The organism is Duganella guangzhouensis, from assembly GCF_009674535.1.
In the GTDB taxonomy this organism is placed as follows: Bacteria; Pseudomonadota; Gammaproteobacteria; order Burkholderiales; family Burkholderiaceae_D; genus Rugamonas; species Rugamonas guangzhouensis.
In genome coordinates, this window is the sequence record NZ_WKJK01000001.1 from 296,829 (window position 1) to 311,786 (window position 14,958).

A 14,958-nucleotide genomic window follows, 5' to 3' on the forward strand; every position below is an offset into this window, starting at 1 on the left:
CATGATTTGAGGATACGCACATGGACTTGGACGGCTACGTGCGGGTGCGCGGCGCGCGCGAACATAATCTGAAGAATGTCGACGTCGATATCCCGCGCAATGCGCTGGTGGTGTTTACCGGCGTTTCCGGCTCCGGCAAGTCGTCGCTGGCGTTCGGCACGCTGTACGCCGAGGCGCAGCGGCGCTATCTGGAGTCGGTGTCGCCGTACGCGCGGCGGCTGTTTCACCAGATGCCGGTGCCGGAAGTCGATGCCGTCGATGGCTTGCCGCCGGCGGTGGCGCTGCAGCAGCAGCGCGGCACGCCGACCACCCGTTCCTCGGTCGGCAGCGTGACCACGCTATCGAACTCGCTGCGCATGCTGTATTCGCGCGCCGGCGACTATCCGCCCGGGCAGGAGCTACTGTATGCCGAATCGTTTTCACCCAACACACCGCAGGGCGCCTGCCCGCAATGCCATGGTCTGGGCCGGGTGTACGACGCCACCGAACGCTCGATGGTGCCGGACGATAGCCTGACGATTCGCGAACGCGCGGTGGCGGCCTGGCCGACCGCCTGGCACGGCCAGAACCTGCGCGACATTCTGGTCACGCTGGGCTACGATGTCGACACGCCGTGGCGCGAGTTGTCGCAGAAAACCCGCGACTGGATACTGTTCACCGACGAGCAGCCGACGGTGCCGGTGTACGCCGGCCTGACGCCGGCCGAGACGCGGCGCGCGCTCAAGCGCAAGGAGACGCCCAGTTATCAGGGCACGTTCACCGGCGTCCGCAAATATGTGCTGCAGACCTTCGCCGGCACAGAGAGTCCGCTGATGAAAAAGCGCGTGGCGCAGTACCTGGTCGGCATGGATTGCCCGAGCTGTGGGGGCAAGCGGCTGCGCAAGGAAGCGCTGTCGGTGAGGTTTGCCGGGCATGACATCACCGAAATCAGCCGTTTGTCGTTGCGCCAACTGGCGCAGTTGCTGCAGCCATTTGCCGACGGTGCACCGGCCTCGCGCAAGGGGGCAAAGCAGCATCCGGAGAAGGCCATCGTCACGCAGCGTATCGCTGCCGATCTGGTCGCGCGGCTGGCGGTGTTGCTGGATCTGGGGCTCGGCTATCTGAATCTGGAGCGCGGCACGCCGACGCTGTCGCCGGGGGAGTTGCAACGGCTGCGTCTTGCGACGCAGGTGCGATCCAGTCTGTTCGGCGTGGTGTATGTGCTGGATGAACCATCGGCCGGCCTGCATCCCGCAGACACAGAAGCGCTGCTGCGCGCGCTGGAGCGTCTGAAGGCGGCCGGCAATTCGCTATTCGTGGTCGAGCATGCGCTGGAGGTGATACGCCACGCCGACTGGATCGTCGATGTCGGCCCCAAGGCGGGCCAGCATGGTGGTCAGGTACTGTACAGCGGCCCGCCCGGCGGCCTGCGACAAGTGTCGGCGTCACGCACCGCGCACTATCTGTTTGGCGCCGCGCAGCGGCCCGCGCGGGTGCCGCGTGGCGCCGACGGCATGCTGCAACTGCGCGGCGTGGTGCGCAACAATCTGCGGCGGCTGGATGCCGATTTTCCGCTCGGCGTGCTGGTTGGCGTCAGCGGCGTCTCCGGCTCGGGCAAATCCAGTCTGGTAAGCCAGGCGCTGATTCAACTGGTGCAGGCGCAGCTCGGCCAGCAGCCGGCCCAGGAGGCCGCCGACAGCGCCGAGGATTTGCTGGATGGCGTGGATGCCGGCGAGCTGCAAGGCCGCATCACTGGCGGCATGGAGCGGGTAAGGCGGCTGGTGCAGGTGGACCAGAAGCCGATCGGCCGCACGCCGCGCTCCAATCTGGCGACCTACACCGGCCTGTTCGACCACGTGCGCAAACTGTTCGCCGCCACCCGCGCGGCGCGCGCCAAACGGTATGACGCCGGGCGCTTCTCGTTCAACGTCGCCAAGGGCCGCTGTGCGCATTGTTCGGGCGAGGGCTTTGTGATGGTCGAGTTGCTGTTCCTGCCCAGCGTGTATGCACCGTGCCCGGAGTGCGAGGGCGCGCGCTACAACCCGGATACGCTGGCGGTGCGCTACCGCGATCACAACATCGCGCAAGTGCTGGCGATGACGGTGGACGCGGCATGGGAGTTCTTCGCCGAAGAGCCGCCGCTGCGGCATGCGCTGGAGGTGCTGCGCGCGGTGGGACTGGGCTATCTGCGGCTTGGGCAGCCGGCCACCGAATTGTCCGGCGGCGAGGCGCAGCGCATCAAGCTGGCCACCGAGCTGCAACGCGCCAGCCGTGGCGATACGCTGTACGTGCTGGATGAGCCGACTACCGGCCTGCATCCGGCCGATGTCGATCTGCTGCTGACGCAGTTGCATGGGCTGGTTGATGCCGGCAACAGCGTGATCGTGGTCGAGCACAATATGCAGGTACTGGCCGATTGCGACTGGCTGATCGACGTCGGTCCCGGTGCCGGCGAGGAGGGCGGCCGCATCGTCGCCGCCGGCACGCCGGCCAAGGTGGCCGCCGTTAAAGCCAGCCGCACCGCGCCCTATTTGAAGCGGGCGCGGAGCGGGTGATTAGCGCGCCGGGATGTCGGTGTTGTGGAACTTGCTCATGCCGACCACCCGCGTATTGCTGTCGGCGTAGGATAGCTCGACCTTGTCGCCGGGCCGCGTCAGCACCAGTTCTTCCGACAGGTCCGAGCTGCCGGTGAAGATGGTTCCCGCCGACTGGTCGAGCGTGATGTAGTACATGGTCTGGTTGTTGCGGAACTCGGAGGCGATACGCACCACGGTGCCTTTCAGCGCCACTTCGCGTGCCTCGGTGCCGATGTCGGCGGCGACGCGGTTGGTCGAGCGGCGCGACTGGTAGCTGCGCAGCGTCGCGCTGAGCGTGTCGGCCACGCCGATGACCTGGTTGTTACGCATGTCCACCATGCCAAACGCGCGCGATACGCCTTGCGTGTCGCGCAGCGCCATCACATAGGTCGGCGCGCCGCCCACCAGGAAGGGCAGCGGATTGGTCGAGCGGTAGTGCTTCTCCGGATTGACGTTTTCCACCGCGTGCGCGGCGGTGGCCTGCGACACCGACGGCACCTTGAACCAGCGCACCGCCTTGGTCCGCGAGTCGACGAAATAGAAGCCGGACAGGCCGTTGTTCTGACCCTTGGAGGTCATGCCGCCGACCCAATATGGGCGCTGGTCGGAGCCGTACACCAGATCCAGTACGCCCTCGACGCGCAGACGGCCATCATTATTCAGGTTGATGAAGCCGTGGATGTATTCGCCGCGGTCGCGCATCTGTTCGAGGATGAATTCCTCGGCCTGAATGCGGTCGACCCAGGCCGGCTCGGTGCCCAGCGGATAGCGCACCACCTCGCCGCTGACGGCGTTGACGGTGACGATGCCGGTCGACTCGCTGCCCGAGAAACCAACCTTGTGCGCGTACACGGTGCCGACGTAATAGGGCACGCCGTTGTCATCCAGCTCCGGTTCGAAATCGGTGAGGCCGATGGTGCTGTGGCCCGACAGGTAGGCGTGGCGTTCGACCGCGTCGCCAAAGTAGGCCGATTGCAGATAGCGCAGCTTCAGTGGCTTGCCGTCCAGTTGCATCACCAGTTGCACATCGGCTGGATCGTGCGCCGACACCACCAGATAGCCGGGCGTGGCGCCGTCGGCGAACCATTTGAAGAAACCGCTGTGTTCGAGGAAGGCGACCCATACCAGTTTGCCCCGCACCAGTTGCTTGACCGGCGTGCCGACCGCCACCTGCGAGCCGAGCGAGGCGATTTCCGACAGCCGCTTCTGCATCGCCTGCAGCGCCATGTCCTGCGATACCAGCGGCGCTTGTTCGATATCGATCGGTGGCAGCGTGTCGTGGAAATTGGCCGGCGTTTCGGTGCCCAGCATGTTGTAGTACGCCTTGGCGTGCAGAATCGGCGCGCTGCTCAGGAATACGGCGGCGCCAAACAGCACGGCGCCGGCGACGTAAGCAGCCATCACGATCTTGCGGCCGCTGAGCAGCACCGCCGGAAGCGCGGCGATCAGCAGCACAACATAGATACCGCCAAAATCCAGCGCCAGCGTGGGTGTTTGAGAATACAGCAGTAGCAATAACAACAGGATCGAAACGATCAGGCCGGCGATGGGGGCGGGCCGCAGGGGTGAAGCGCTGTATCTCATATTCAAAAAAGTGCCTGTCGCGTTGAAAAATTGATTGGATTGCAGGAACGATAACTCCTGTGGTCCCCAAGAGCAAGCACTTAAAATCATACAGAGCGGAGCGTTGGTTGCAAGGCTTGGCGCTGTGTTCGGTTGATTGCCGCAACGCCATGCTTCATCCCACCTTTTTGGGCCGCCCGCCTTTGTGGCCGTTTTGGCGCGCGGCCTGTGCCTTGGCCGCGCTGGTCCGGCGGCCATTGAGTGTCGCTACCATACTCGATGCTAACTGCATCAGCGGCTTGCTAGCCGATACCAGACCGGCAATCGATACATGCAAGTCTCGCTCCTCAAGATATAGCGCACTGCCGTTGAGGGCAATCTCAATTCGGTTCAGCTCACCGATACTTAGATCAGCGAATTCGCTATATTTTTTCACCGGTAATAAGATGGCCGCCTGATCAGCGAAACTGATGGCAAGCGCCTTAAACTCGGGAAGATAGCGTACGCCTTTGGCACGCAGGCCGCTATTGCGTCGCTCTTTTCCTTTAGTGATTGCGCGTGCGAGCACGCTTTCGGTCACAGTTTCATCGTCGATTTTCTTTGCTTTGATCATCGACATAATGCGATCTCCACAAAATCATTTTGACCAGATAACTCAAGGAAGATGAGCAGCAAGCTTTAGCTCCAACCTCAGTTCTTCCAGTAAAGCCGCTTTGGGATCGTTTTGTGTGGGTGTTACATCCCACAGACGCACGCCGTTGTGCCAGAAGCTGAATTGAAAACGTGCATCCCATTGTGCAGTGCCCGCGTGAACATGCGGAGGGCAGTGTTCGTTTCGAGTCAGAAGCACGATGGCTATTCCCTTATGTGTGCAGATTTTCATAAAAACCTAGCCGTTGGGTTTTAAATAGTACGCCGAATTGGCGCTATGGGCAAAGCACATCTGATCTTTTTGGCAGGCATGCGAATGTGCTTGGCCATCGACGCTCAGCTTAACACTCTGGTTCTCGATACGTACCACGATGTCCAGACGGCGGTGCATGCGGTTAGCTGGCCTATAAGAATGGCCCGATCAAAAATACGATCGGGCCGTTAAAGCACTACTAACTAAGTTAAGCTTTCGATTTGCGGCGACGCGCCACCATGCCGACCAGACCCAGGCCCGCCAGCATCATGGCGTAGGTTGCCGGCTCAGGTACGGCGCTGGTTTGCAGCGAGACGGCGTAGCCGCCGACGCTGCCGACCACGGTGCCGGTGATCAGGAAGTAGTACGAACCGGCTGCGCTCAGCAGGCTGGTGTAGGTGGTGTTGTCACCGGTGTAGGTGCCGCCGATTTGCGTGCCGCTGGAGCTCCACAGCGTATAGCTCAGACCTGAGATGGTCGAGGTGGTCAGACCGCCCAGCGACAATGCCAGCCCATTGGCGGACGAGGACAACTGCGTTTCCGTGACGGTGAATGACAGGGTGTCGGTGAACGTCGTGCCCGCGCCCGTGTGAATCACGAGGTCGGTCCACGGGCTCGACGACGAGCTCGGGATGGTGCCGGCGTTGATGACGTCGGCGTAAGCGCTACCCGAGGCAGCAATGCATATGGCGGCTGATGCAATTAATTTCTTCAAGTTCATTCAAATTTCCCAAAACAGTAGGTAACGGCATCGCGAAGTTGCAATGCCGGACGTAAGACGGCCGCACTTTGTTAATTTGTTATTAACTCCGTGAGACAATCTTGACAAAATTTAAATTTAAATTGAGATATGCACAAATTTAGTTACACTTAAACACTGTTCTTAAATCGAATTAACATTCCTTGCGGCAATAGGTATGCCGGAGCGACGTCAGACGTAGCTCGGAAGTGGAAGGGGGGCTTGAGGATTAGCGTCGGGCGTAATACGCCGCCAGCTGTTCGATCTCGGCATCGCTCAGCTGGCGCGCGACGTTGCGCATTTGCTGGTTGAGATCGTTGCTGCGGGTGCCGTTGCGGAAGGCATGCAACTGGTCGCGGATGTAGATTTCCGGCTCGCCTTCCAGCACCGGCGTGGCGGCCTGCTGCGCCGCGCCGCCATGGCAGGTGATACAGGCGCCGATGTTGCGCATCGGCGCGCCATTGCTGACCAGCCGTGGCATCTCGTCGGCCACCTCGTGCGGCGCGCGTTCGTGCGGCAGATAGGCATAGTAGGCCGCCAGGTCACGCATGTCCTGGTCGCTGAGGTTGACCACCATCGGCCGCATGATGGCGCTGACGCGGTGGCCAGACTGGTAATCCCGGAGCTGCTTGTAGATGGCGGCTTCGATCTGTCCCGCCAGATTGGGCGAGTTGGCCTCGCTGACCCCGCGAATGCCGTGGCACATGGTGCAGCGCATGGCCAGTGTGGCGCCACGACCGATTGATTCGGCATTGGCAGGCCGCATCATGTTGGCGCTGACGATGACGTCGCTCGGTCGGGCCACACCATCCTGGCCCAAGTTGCGGGCACGGCTGCCGCCCGGCACGCCGGCCGCGCTGCAGATCGCATCCCACACCGCGCCGATGCTGGGGTTATTCGACATCGGCACCCAGATGAAGCCGATCAGCGCCGACAACAGCACCGCCACCAGCACCAGTCCGACGCTGTAGCGTACCCATGGATTTTTCACAGTCAGTTCGCTCATGGCATCACCTGATCGGAACGGCCGGCACGGCGGTGTTGGGCGTGCCGATCAGCTGGGCGATCGGGTAGCCGTAGTTGATGACGCTGAGTCCTATCATCAACGCCAGCCACAGGCCGAAGGTGTTCAGCGCCGCCGGAATGCGCGCGCCCGCGTGCACCGGCGTGCTGAAGCGGAACGGTGGCTGCGTGGCCAGGTGGCCCAGATGGCCGCAGAACAGTATCCACAGGAACAGCAGTCCGGACGCCAGCAATAGCAGGCCGCCGCTGAAGGTGATGATGACCGAGACCGCCAGTGGCGCCAGGTCCGGATGGCTGTAGTCGTAGTAGGCCATGCGGCGCGGCATGCCGAGGATGCCGACCCAGTGCCATGGCAGCGTCACCACCATCATGCCGACAAACCACAGCCACAGCTGGATGCGCATCAGCCGCCAGCTGTCCAGCGCGCGCCCGGTCAGGTGCGGCCACAGGTCGTAGGCCAGCGCGAAATACATGATGACGATGGCGCCGCCGAAGATCAGGTGAAAGTGACCGGTGATCCATTGCGTGTTGTGGATCGCGAAGTCGAGCTGGTAGCTCATGTTGATCAGGCCGCCGGCGCCGCCAAAGCCGAGCATGATGAAGGACAGCGCGATCGCCAGCATCAGCGGATTTTTCCACGGCAGGGCGGCGATCCAGCCGAAGCGGCCCTGGCCGCCGCGCAGCCGGCCGGCAATCTCCACCGAGGCGCAGATGGTGAAGATGGTCAGCAAGGTCGGCACCGACACCATGGCGGTGAACACCGCGTGCAGGAACTTGACGCCGTTGCCCACCTGCGGGTCCTGGAACAGGTGGTGTACGCCGATCGGCATCGAGAACACCAGGAACAGGACGAAGGACAGGCGCGCCATGGCATCGCTGTACAGCCGGCCGCCGATGGCGCGCGGCACCAGCGTGTAGAACGCGATGTAAGCTGGCATCAGCCAGAAGTAGACGATGGCATGCAAGGTCCACGAAAAGAATACCCGCGCCAGGCCGGCGTCGATGGTCTGCTTCCAGCCGAACGCCACCGGCAGGATCAGGAACAGGATTTCCACCGCCGCGCCAACCGAGGTCCAGGCCCACAGATAGGCGCCGGCATTGTTGGCGAACATCGCCAGCGGCACGGTGGCGCCCGGATGGGCGCGGCGCCAGGCGCGCAGGTTGATCGCCATCAGCGCCACCCAGATCCACGAGCCGACCACCACCAGCACCACGCCCAGGTAGTAGAACACGCTGCCCAGCAGTGGCGGATAGAAGGTGTACAGCACCGACGACTTGCCGGCCGCCACCGGTGCCATCGCGGTCAGCGTGCCGATTACCACCAGCGCGAAACCCAGCCATGCCCAGCGCAGGCCGATCAGCGTCTGCTTCAGCGCCAGTTCGACAATCGCATAGCCGAAGCCCATCGCCACCAGCGTCGGGAACACATAGCCCATGGCCGAGCCGTGCGCGGTGACCGAGCGGTAGTACAGTTCGGGATTGGCGATCCAGTCGTGCAACGGACTGCGCACGTACATCTGCCATTCGCCCAGCAGCAGCGCGATGAAGAAGGCGATAAAGGCCAGCCAGAAGTGCGCCAGCACCAGCCGCCGGTTAGGAACGTTCAGCACAGCTCAGCCTCCTTTTGTCTTGCGCGGCGCGCGCGAAGGTTTGCTTGTCCACCACCTTGACATGGGCCCACATAGCGGCGTGGCCGACGCCGCAGAATTCGTGGCAGGGCATGCTGTGTTCGCCCGGTTGCTGGAAGCGGGCGTGGATGGTCGATACATAACCCGGCACCAGGTTGAGGTTGATGTTGGTGCCGGTGACGCTGAAGCCGTGCACCACGTCGCTGCTGGTGGCGCGGAATATCAGCGGCGTGTCGGCCGGCACCAGCAGGCATTGCGGCGTGAACGAGTACTGGTTGCCGGTCAGTCGCACGGTGACGCTGCCGTCGGCCTCCAGCGCGCTGCCGAGATTGCTCTCGACGAATTCGCCGCTGAGGTGCAAGGTGCCGGGGTTGACGGTTTCCATGCGCTGCGGCGGCATCGTGATCCAGTGCAGGCTCATGTAGCCCATCATGCATAACAGGATGGCGATGATGATGGCCACCACCCACACCCAGCGGGCTTCGGCCTGTTCGGCGGCGTGGGCGGCGCTGTGCTGGTCGCTCATCTAGGCACCTCCACGGGCGACGAACACCAGCAGATAGAAGGCGAACCAGATCGCCATCACGATCGCCACCGCCACCCCGGCCAGTGTGAAGGCTCCGCCGGGGCCGCGCGCGACGATGGCGTCGACGCGCTGCTGTTCGGCCAGATCGCCCTCGGCGGGCAGGTTGGGTTCGACGATCATGGTTGGGCTCCTATTCAAGCAGCGCGCTGCGCAGCTGGTTGACTTGCTGTGGCGTCACCGGCGCGGCGGCGTTGCCCCAGGCGTTGCGGATGTAGGTGGCCACGGCGGCCACCTCGGCGTCATTCAGGTCTTGCGCGAAGGGTGGCATGCCGTACGGGGTCGGGTTTTTGTGGGTGCCGGGCGGGTAGCCGCCGTTGAGGATCATGCGCACCGGATTCACCACCGAGGTCATCAGGATGGACTGGTTGGCCGCCAGCGGCGGGAAGTGCGGCGGCATGCCGTGGCCGTCGTCGACGTGGCATAGCGCGCAGCGGGTGTCGTAGATGCGTTGGCCCAGCGCGTATTGTTGCTGGACGTCGTTGGTCAGCGGCGCCGGTGGTTCGGCCGGGGCGTCTGTGCCGGGCAGTTGCTTCAGGTAGACCGCCATCGCGCGCACGTCGGCGTCGTTCAGGTGCTGCAGGCTGTTGAAGGTGACTTCGGCCATCGGGCCGTACACGGTGCCACGGTGCGAGACGCCGGTTTGCAGCAGGTCCATGATGTCCTGCAGTTCCCAGTTGCCGAGGCCGGCCTCGCGGTTGGAGGTCAGCGATGGCGCGTACCAGTTTTGCATCGGGATCAGGCCGCCCTGGAAGGCTTTGGCCTCGGCCGAGCCGCCCAGCGCGTTGATCGGCGAGTGGCACATGGCGCAGTGGCCCAAGCCCTGCACCAGGTAGGCGCCCCGGTTCCATTCGACCGATTTCTGCGCGTCGGGCTGGTATTCGCCTTCCTGGAAGTACAGCGTGCGCCAGCCGATCAGCAGGCTGCGGTTGTTGTAGGGGAAGCGCAGTTCGTGCTCGCGGTTGACGCGCTTGACCGCCGGCACCGAGCGCAGGTAGGCGTAGATGGCGTCCGAGTCGGCGCGCGTGACCTTGGTGTAGGAGGCGAACGGCATGGCCGGATACAGCAGCACGCCGCCGGGCGAGCGGCCGGTGTGCAGCATGTTATAGAAATCGTCGGCGCTCCATTTGCCGATGCCGGTGTCGGCGTCGGGCGTGATGTTGGGCGCGTACAGCGTGCCGAACGGGGTTGGCATCGGCCGGTTGCCGGAGAAGATGGCCTGTCCCGGCACCGTGTGACAGGCGATGCAGTCGCCGGCCTGGGCCAGGTATTTGCCGCGCTCCAGCATCTCGGTGCTGGCGCCGCCGCCGCTGGCGGTGGGGGCGGGGCCGCTGAATAGCCAGTAACCGGCGCCGAGCAGCAGCACCAGCAGGATGGTGGACGCGAACAGGATGCGGCGGCTCATCGCTTGGCCTCTTGTGCCTGTTGGCTGCCGCAGGCCATAGGCAGCGGCGTGGCGTCGGCGGCGACCGGTTTTTCCTGGGCCGGAATCTGCTGCGTGGCGAGGTAGGCCGCCACGGCGCCGACTTCCGCTTCGGACAGGGTGGACGCGATGATTTGCATGCAGTCCGGCGCCAGTGCGGTGCGGGTGCCGTAGCGCCACGCGCCGAGCTGGGCGCTGACGTAATCGGCACGCAGGCCCAGCAGGCCGGGGATGCCGGGTTCGCGGCCACCCAGCGAGCCGCCGTGGCAGCTGGTGCAGGCCGGGATTTTCTTGTCCGGCAGGCCCTTGGCGACGATCTGCTGGCCTTGCGCGATGATGGCGGCCGGCGCGCTGGGGGCGGTGGTCGGCAGCGGGTCCGGGCGCTGGCTGGCGAAGTAGTCGGCCATCTGCTTCAGATAGGCCGGCGGCAGGTAGGCCAGCAGGTAATTCATCGGCGCATAGCGGCGGCGGCCTTCCTGGAAGGCGATCAGCTGGTTGTACAGATAGCCGGCGGGCTTGCCGGCCAGGCGCGGGAAGTAGACGTTCTCGACGCCACGGCCTTTGTCGCCGTGGCAGCCGATGCAGGCCAGGGTGTGGGCTTCCATGGTATCCGGCGCGCGCAGCGGCGCGGCAGCGGGGGCGGCTTGCTGCGCGGTGGCGGGAGCGATGTTCGAAGTCAGAATGAGTAACGCAATAAGTCCGCGGGATGGGGGCATACCTTGTCCTTTGGTTGCAAACGTTCTGTTGCCGAAACGATATCGTACTCCGATCGAGCGCATGAATGCGTGTGACGCCGTATAAAAAGCGACAACGTTGCGCTTGTGTCACAAGCTGAGCGTATTATTTAAATACTTGTTGCAGCGATTCCGCCTCGGCCAGCAGGTCGCTCCAGGCTTCCAGTTGAGGTAGATCGGCCTTTGCCAATTTGCGTTGGACCGTTTTCGGTAGGGCGCCGAAACGCCGTGTAAGCTGTCGTTCCAGCAGTGCCAACGCCCCTTCTTTACGCCCTAGCTCAAGACCTTCTTGCCGCCCCTGAACGCGGCCTTGACGCACACTTTGTTCCAAGCCTTCTTTTATCCCGTCGTTTACCAACATTTGTTCCAATGGGTTGAAGGGTCTCATCTCATGCTCCTTGTTCAGATCCAGAACGGCCTGCCAATAGCGTCGCTGATGCGGTTCGGGCAGGACCATCATCCAGTTAATCACGTAGAACATGGCCAGTATGCGCTTCTTGTTCCAGCCATGTTGATACATTAGCTTCGTGCATTGCCACTTGGCGGCGTACAGCTCGTTGGGATCGTGACCAGCTTGCTGCGTGCGTAAATGCGCCAGCGTGATCCAGGCAAACGGGTTGTGCGAAGCCACCAGGCTGGAAACGGGTAGAACGTGTTCGTTGAAGATGCGGTAGTTGTAGTCGAGCATCCGGCGCGGAAGCGATGCGTCACGTTGCGCCTGGACTTCGATGTGGATCAGTATCCAATGCACGCTGCCGTTGCGCCAGCATACCTCGACCAGCTTGTCGGCCACACGGCTATCGGCCTCGCCGCTCATGCTGATCCCGGCCAATTCTTTGTCGCGGAAACGCGGGCGCCGGCGCCAATCGATCTCGGCGGCGATGTCGGGGAAAAAGAACGCCATGAAGTCCCGGAACGCGTGCGTCAGCGCGGTTTTCCAGGGCAGATCATAGCGGGCAGGTGGCGTGGTGGCGGGCATCCAGCCAGTCTAGGGCGTGGTCGCGCTGGCGGGCTTAACGCAGAACATAAAAAATGCCCGCTGAAGAGCGGGCATGGAAGGGCGGAGCGGAGGGAATTTAGTCGACGTGCGCGTCTGGCAGCGCGTTGGTGGCTTTCGAGCCCCACACGGCGTAGAACAGCACGTACAGTTCGCATACCGCCGTCAGCAGGAAGGACAGTTGCAGGCCAACGGTGTCGGCCAGCCAGCCTTGTACCACCACCAGCGCACCACCGGCGATCGCCATGATCAACAGGCCGGCGCCTTCTTCGGTCAGCGGACCCAGGCCTTTGATGCCCAGCGTGAAGATGGTCGGGAACATCACCGAGTGGAACAGGCCGACCGAAATCAGCGCCCACATCGCCACATGACCAGTGCCCAGCGCGGCAATCAGCATCACCACGAAAGCGCCCAGCGCGCAAAACGCCAGCACGCGTTCTGCCGTGGTCTTTTTCATCGCCCACGAGCCAACGAAACGACCGACCAGCATGCCGCCCCACAGCAGGAACAGGTAGTGCGCGCCTTGCTCGTGGCTCAGGCCGCCAATCTCAGGCTGGCCGGTGAAGTTGATGAACAGGTTGGCGACGCCGATTTCAGCGATCAGGTAGATGAAGATGGCTGGAATGCCAAACACCAGATTGCGGTGCTTCCACAGCGACAGCTTGGCGCGCTCGTCGTCCGACACGCGGCTGGTTTCGCCGTGGTGCATGGCCGGCATCTTGAAGCGTGCGATCACCAGCGCCAGGATCACCAGCACGGCGGCCACGATCAGATATGGCAGTTGCACCGCTTGCGCGTCGGCCAGTTTTTCGGCCTGGGTCAGCACGTGGCCGGCTTCGGCGGTGCCGGAGTTGGAACGGCCCAGAATCAGGTAAGCACCAAACAGCGGCGCCAGCGTCGCACCCAGCGAGTTAAACGCTTGCACCAGGTTCAGGCGCGAGGACGCGGTTTCAGGCGAACCCAGCACGGCCACGTACGGATTGGCCGACACCTGCAGCAGCGTGATGCCGCAGGCGATCACGAACAGCGCCACCAGCGTGACACCGTAGGACGGCAGGCGCGCCGCCGGAATCATCAGCAGGGCGCCGACCGCCATCATGCTCAGGCCGAACACCATCGATTTCTGGTAGCCGATGCGTTCGATCAGCCGCGCCGAGGGAATCGAGGCGAAGAAGTAGGCGATGAACCAGACCGATTCGATCAGCGTGGTCTGGGTGTAGTTCAGGTCGAACACGCTGCGCAGGTGCGGCAGCAGGGTGTTGTTGATGACGGTGATGAAGCCCCAGGTGAAGAACAGGCTGGTCAGCAGCGACAACACGGCGCGTGGACTGGTGGCGTGGGACGATGGCGGCACGGCGGTGGCCGCGCTGGAGAGTGGAGCTGGCATCGGGTTGTCTCTATAAGTTTACTTGATCCTCCATCCTATCGCAGCGACCGTTATAGCTCCAATGCCAAAAACGCCGTGAGCAATACCAATTTGGAATAGGTCAATAGTTCCATGTGGCAATGTGCGCCGCCCACGCTACGTGAACGGCAAGTTGCGCGCGTCGTCAGCAGCCTTTGGGCGAGAACTGGCCGACGTGCTGGCCGTTCTTGTCGCGGGTGGGGATGTAGCCGGTTTTCGGCAGGCGCGGCGCGGGCTTGCCGGCTTCCACCTCCGCCAGCTTGACCTGATAATAGCGTTTGCCGTTGCGCGTGACCACGCCTTCGATGCTGTAGGTTTGCAGGCCAGCGCCGAGGATGGCGTATTCGCCGGCCATCACCTTGTCGATTTCCTTGCGCATGGCAGCTGTGACTGGCGCGCACTTGCCCGGCAGGCTGCACCAGGTGTCGAAACGCTCGATGTCGGTGGAGCGTTTTTCGCGGTTGATGATGTCTTCTGGTTCGGTGCGTATCCAGAACGCGCCGCCATCGTATTCGATCCTGGACCAGGCCTTGCCGGCGCGGATGCGCACCGGCTGGTAGGACACAAACGCTTCCTGCTCGTAGCCGACCATGTCATGTGGCAGCTCGAATTTTTGGCCGTTGGACAGCGCGAGGTGCCAGCTGAATGGCTGCTCGCATTGTTCGCGCGGCTTGTCGGGCGCGCAGGGGTTCAGGTTGGCGACCACCTGACCGATTTGCTTGCCGTTGGGGCCATCGTAGGCGGGGAAGGGCTGATAGGGCGCGCGATCGGCGCCTTCCTCGGGGAACAGCTGCGGCGGCGAGATGAAATGCTCGATTGGCCGCTGTGGCTGCTCCAGCTGCTGCGCGTGGGCGGCAGCGGGCAGCAGGCAACACAGCAGGGCGAGGCGGCGCAGTCGGTCCATGGTCGGCGTGACAAAAATGGAAAGCCCCAGTGTACCAGTTGAAGTTCAGCTCTGCGGCGCGGTCCAGACCAGATTCCACAAATGGCCGTCGATATCCTCAAAGCCCTGGTCGTACATGAAACCGTGGTCTTCGGGCGGATGCGGGGTGCGGCCGCCGGCGACGACGGCCTTGGCGATCAGGCTGTCCACTTCCTCGCGGCTTTCGCAGCTGAGGCAGATGATGACTTCATTGGCCTCTTTGGCCTGCGCCAGCGGCTTGTCGATCAACGAGCGGAAAAAATCCTCGGTCATCAGCATGGCGAAGATCGTGTCTTCGACCACGACCATGAAGGCCGCACTCTCGTTGCCATACTCGGGCTTAAAGCCGAAGCCGAGCGCGGCAAAGAAAGCCTTGGATTTGGCCAGATCCTTGACTGCGAGATTGAAAAATACCTGCTTGTTCATGACGTCTCCCTGAGGTGGATAAAAGGTACTTCATCCATACGACGAACGAGGTGGCT

At 63.0% G+C, this 14,958-nt stretch carries 13 protein-coding genes and 1 pseudogene; 1 reads left to right on the top strand and 13 read right to left on the bottom strand.

Features of this window, described 5'->3' with window-relative positions; translation table 11 throughout:
• The first annotated feature begins 20 nt into the window (after positions 1-20).
• Positions 21-2,534, top strand: coding sequence for an excinuclease ABC subunit UvrA (locus GJ699_RS01250; protein WP_154372326.1), 2,514 nt, complete (start codon positions 21-23; stop codon positions 2,532-2,534).
• Here GJ699_RS01250 and GJ699_RS01255 read toward each other — a convergent pair whose 3' ends face one another.
• The 13 genes and pseudogenes from GJ699_RS01255 to GJ699_RS01315 form a co-directional block, all read right to left on the bottom strand.
• Positions 2,535-4,139, bottom strand: coding sequence for a hypothetical protein (locus tag GJ699_RS01255; RefSeq protein ID WP_154372328.1), 1,605 nt, complete (start codon positions 4,137-4,139; stop codon positions 2,535-2,537).
• A gap of 154 nt (positions 4,140-4,293) precedes the next feature.
• Positions 4,294-4,737 (bottom strand): DUF2442 domain-containing protein, encoded by a 444-nt coding sequence (locus GJ699_RS01260; protein WP_154372330.1) that lies wholly within the window; start codon positions 4,735-4,737, stop codon positions 4,294-4,296.
• A gap of 493 nt (positions 4,738-5,230) precedes the next feature.
• A pseudogene (locus GJ699_RS01265) lies at positions 5,231-5,704 on the bottom strand (FxDxF family PEP-CTERM protein); the annotation flags it as partial.
• Positions 5,705-5,990: 286 nt separating this feature from the next.
• A complete protein-coding gene (locus GJ699_RS01270; RefSeq protein WP_154372334.1) occupies positions 5,991-6,767 on the bottom strand; it encodes a c-type cytochrome in 777 nt (258 codons plus the stop codon).
• 4 nt (positions 6,768-6,771) lie between these two features.
• Positions 6,772-8,394 (bottom strand): cbb3-type cytochrome c oxidase subunit I, encoded by a 1,623-nt coding sequence (locus GJ699_RS01275; RefSeq protein ID WP_371867409.1) that lies wholly within the window; start codon positions 8,392-8,394, stop codon positions 6,772-6,774.
• Positions 8,378-8,938 carry a cupredoxin domain-containing protein gene (locus GJ699_RS01280; protein ID WP_154372336.1) on the bottom strand — a complete coding sequence of 187 codons (561 nt, stop codon included), beginning with the start codon at positions 8,936-8,938 and terminating at the stop codon, positions 8,378-8,380. The genes GJ699_RS01275 and GJ699_RS01280 overlap by 17 nt, the downstream gene beginning before the upstream one ends.
• Positions 8,939-9,136, bottom strand: a complete 198-nt coding sequence (locus tag GJ699_RS01285; protein WP_371867410.1) for a hypothetical protein — start codon at positions 9,134-9,136, stop codon at positions 8,939-8,941.
• Positions 9,129-10,400 (bottom strand): c-type cytochrome, encoded by a 1,272-nt coding sequence (locus tag GJ699_RS01290; RefSeq protein ID WP_154372338.1) that lies wholly within the window; start codon positions 10,398-10,400, stop codon positions 9,129-9,131. The genes GJ699_RS01285 and GJ699_RS01290 overlap by 8 nt, the downstream gene beginning before the upstream one ends.
• The gene (locus GJ699_RS01295; RefSeq protein ID WP_195763431.1) at positions 10,397-11,134 is read right to left on the bottom strand and encodes a c-type cytochrome; all 738 of its coding nucleotides are present in this window, start codon (positions 11,132-11,134) and stop codon (positions 10,397-10,399) included. The genes GJ699_RS01290 and GJ699_RS01295 overlap by 4 nt, the downstream gene beginning before the upstream one ends.
• Before the next feature lie 124 nt (positions 11,135-11,258).
• Positions 11,259-12,131 carry a DUF4351 domain-containing protein gene (locus GJ699_RS01300; protein WP_154372340.1) on the bottom strand — a complete coding sequence of 291 codons (873 nt, stop codon included), beginning with the start codon at positions 12,129-12,131 and terminating at the stop codon, positions 11,259-11,261.
• Positions 12,132-12,228: 97 nt separating this feature from the next.
• Positions 12,229-13,536, bottom strand: coding sequence for a sugar MFS transporter (locus GJ699_RS01305; RefSeq protein ID WP_154372342.1), 1,308 nt, complete (start codon positions 13,534-13,536; stop codon positions 12,229-12,231).
• A gap of 163 nt (positions 13,537-13,699) precedes the next feature.
• Positions 13,700-14,458 (bottom strand): hypothetical protein, encoded by a 759-nt coding sequence (locus GJ699_RS01310; RefSeq protein ID WP_154372344.1) that lies wholly within the window; start codon positions 14,456-14,458, stop codon positions 13,700-13,702.
• A 45-nt stretch (positions 14,459-14,503) separates the two neighbouring features.
• Entirely contained in the window at positions 14,504-14,902 is a 399-nt protein-coding gene (locus GJ699_RS01315; protein WP_154372346.1) for a VOC family protein, read from the bottom strand.
• Between the last annotated feature and the right edge of the window lie 56 nt (positions 14,903-14,958).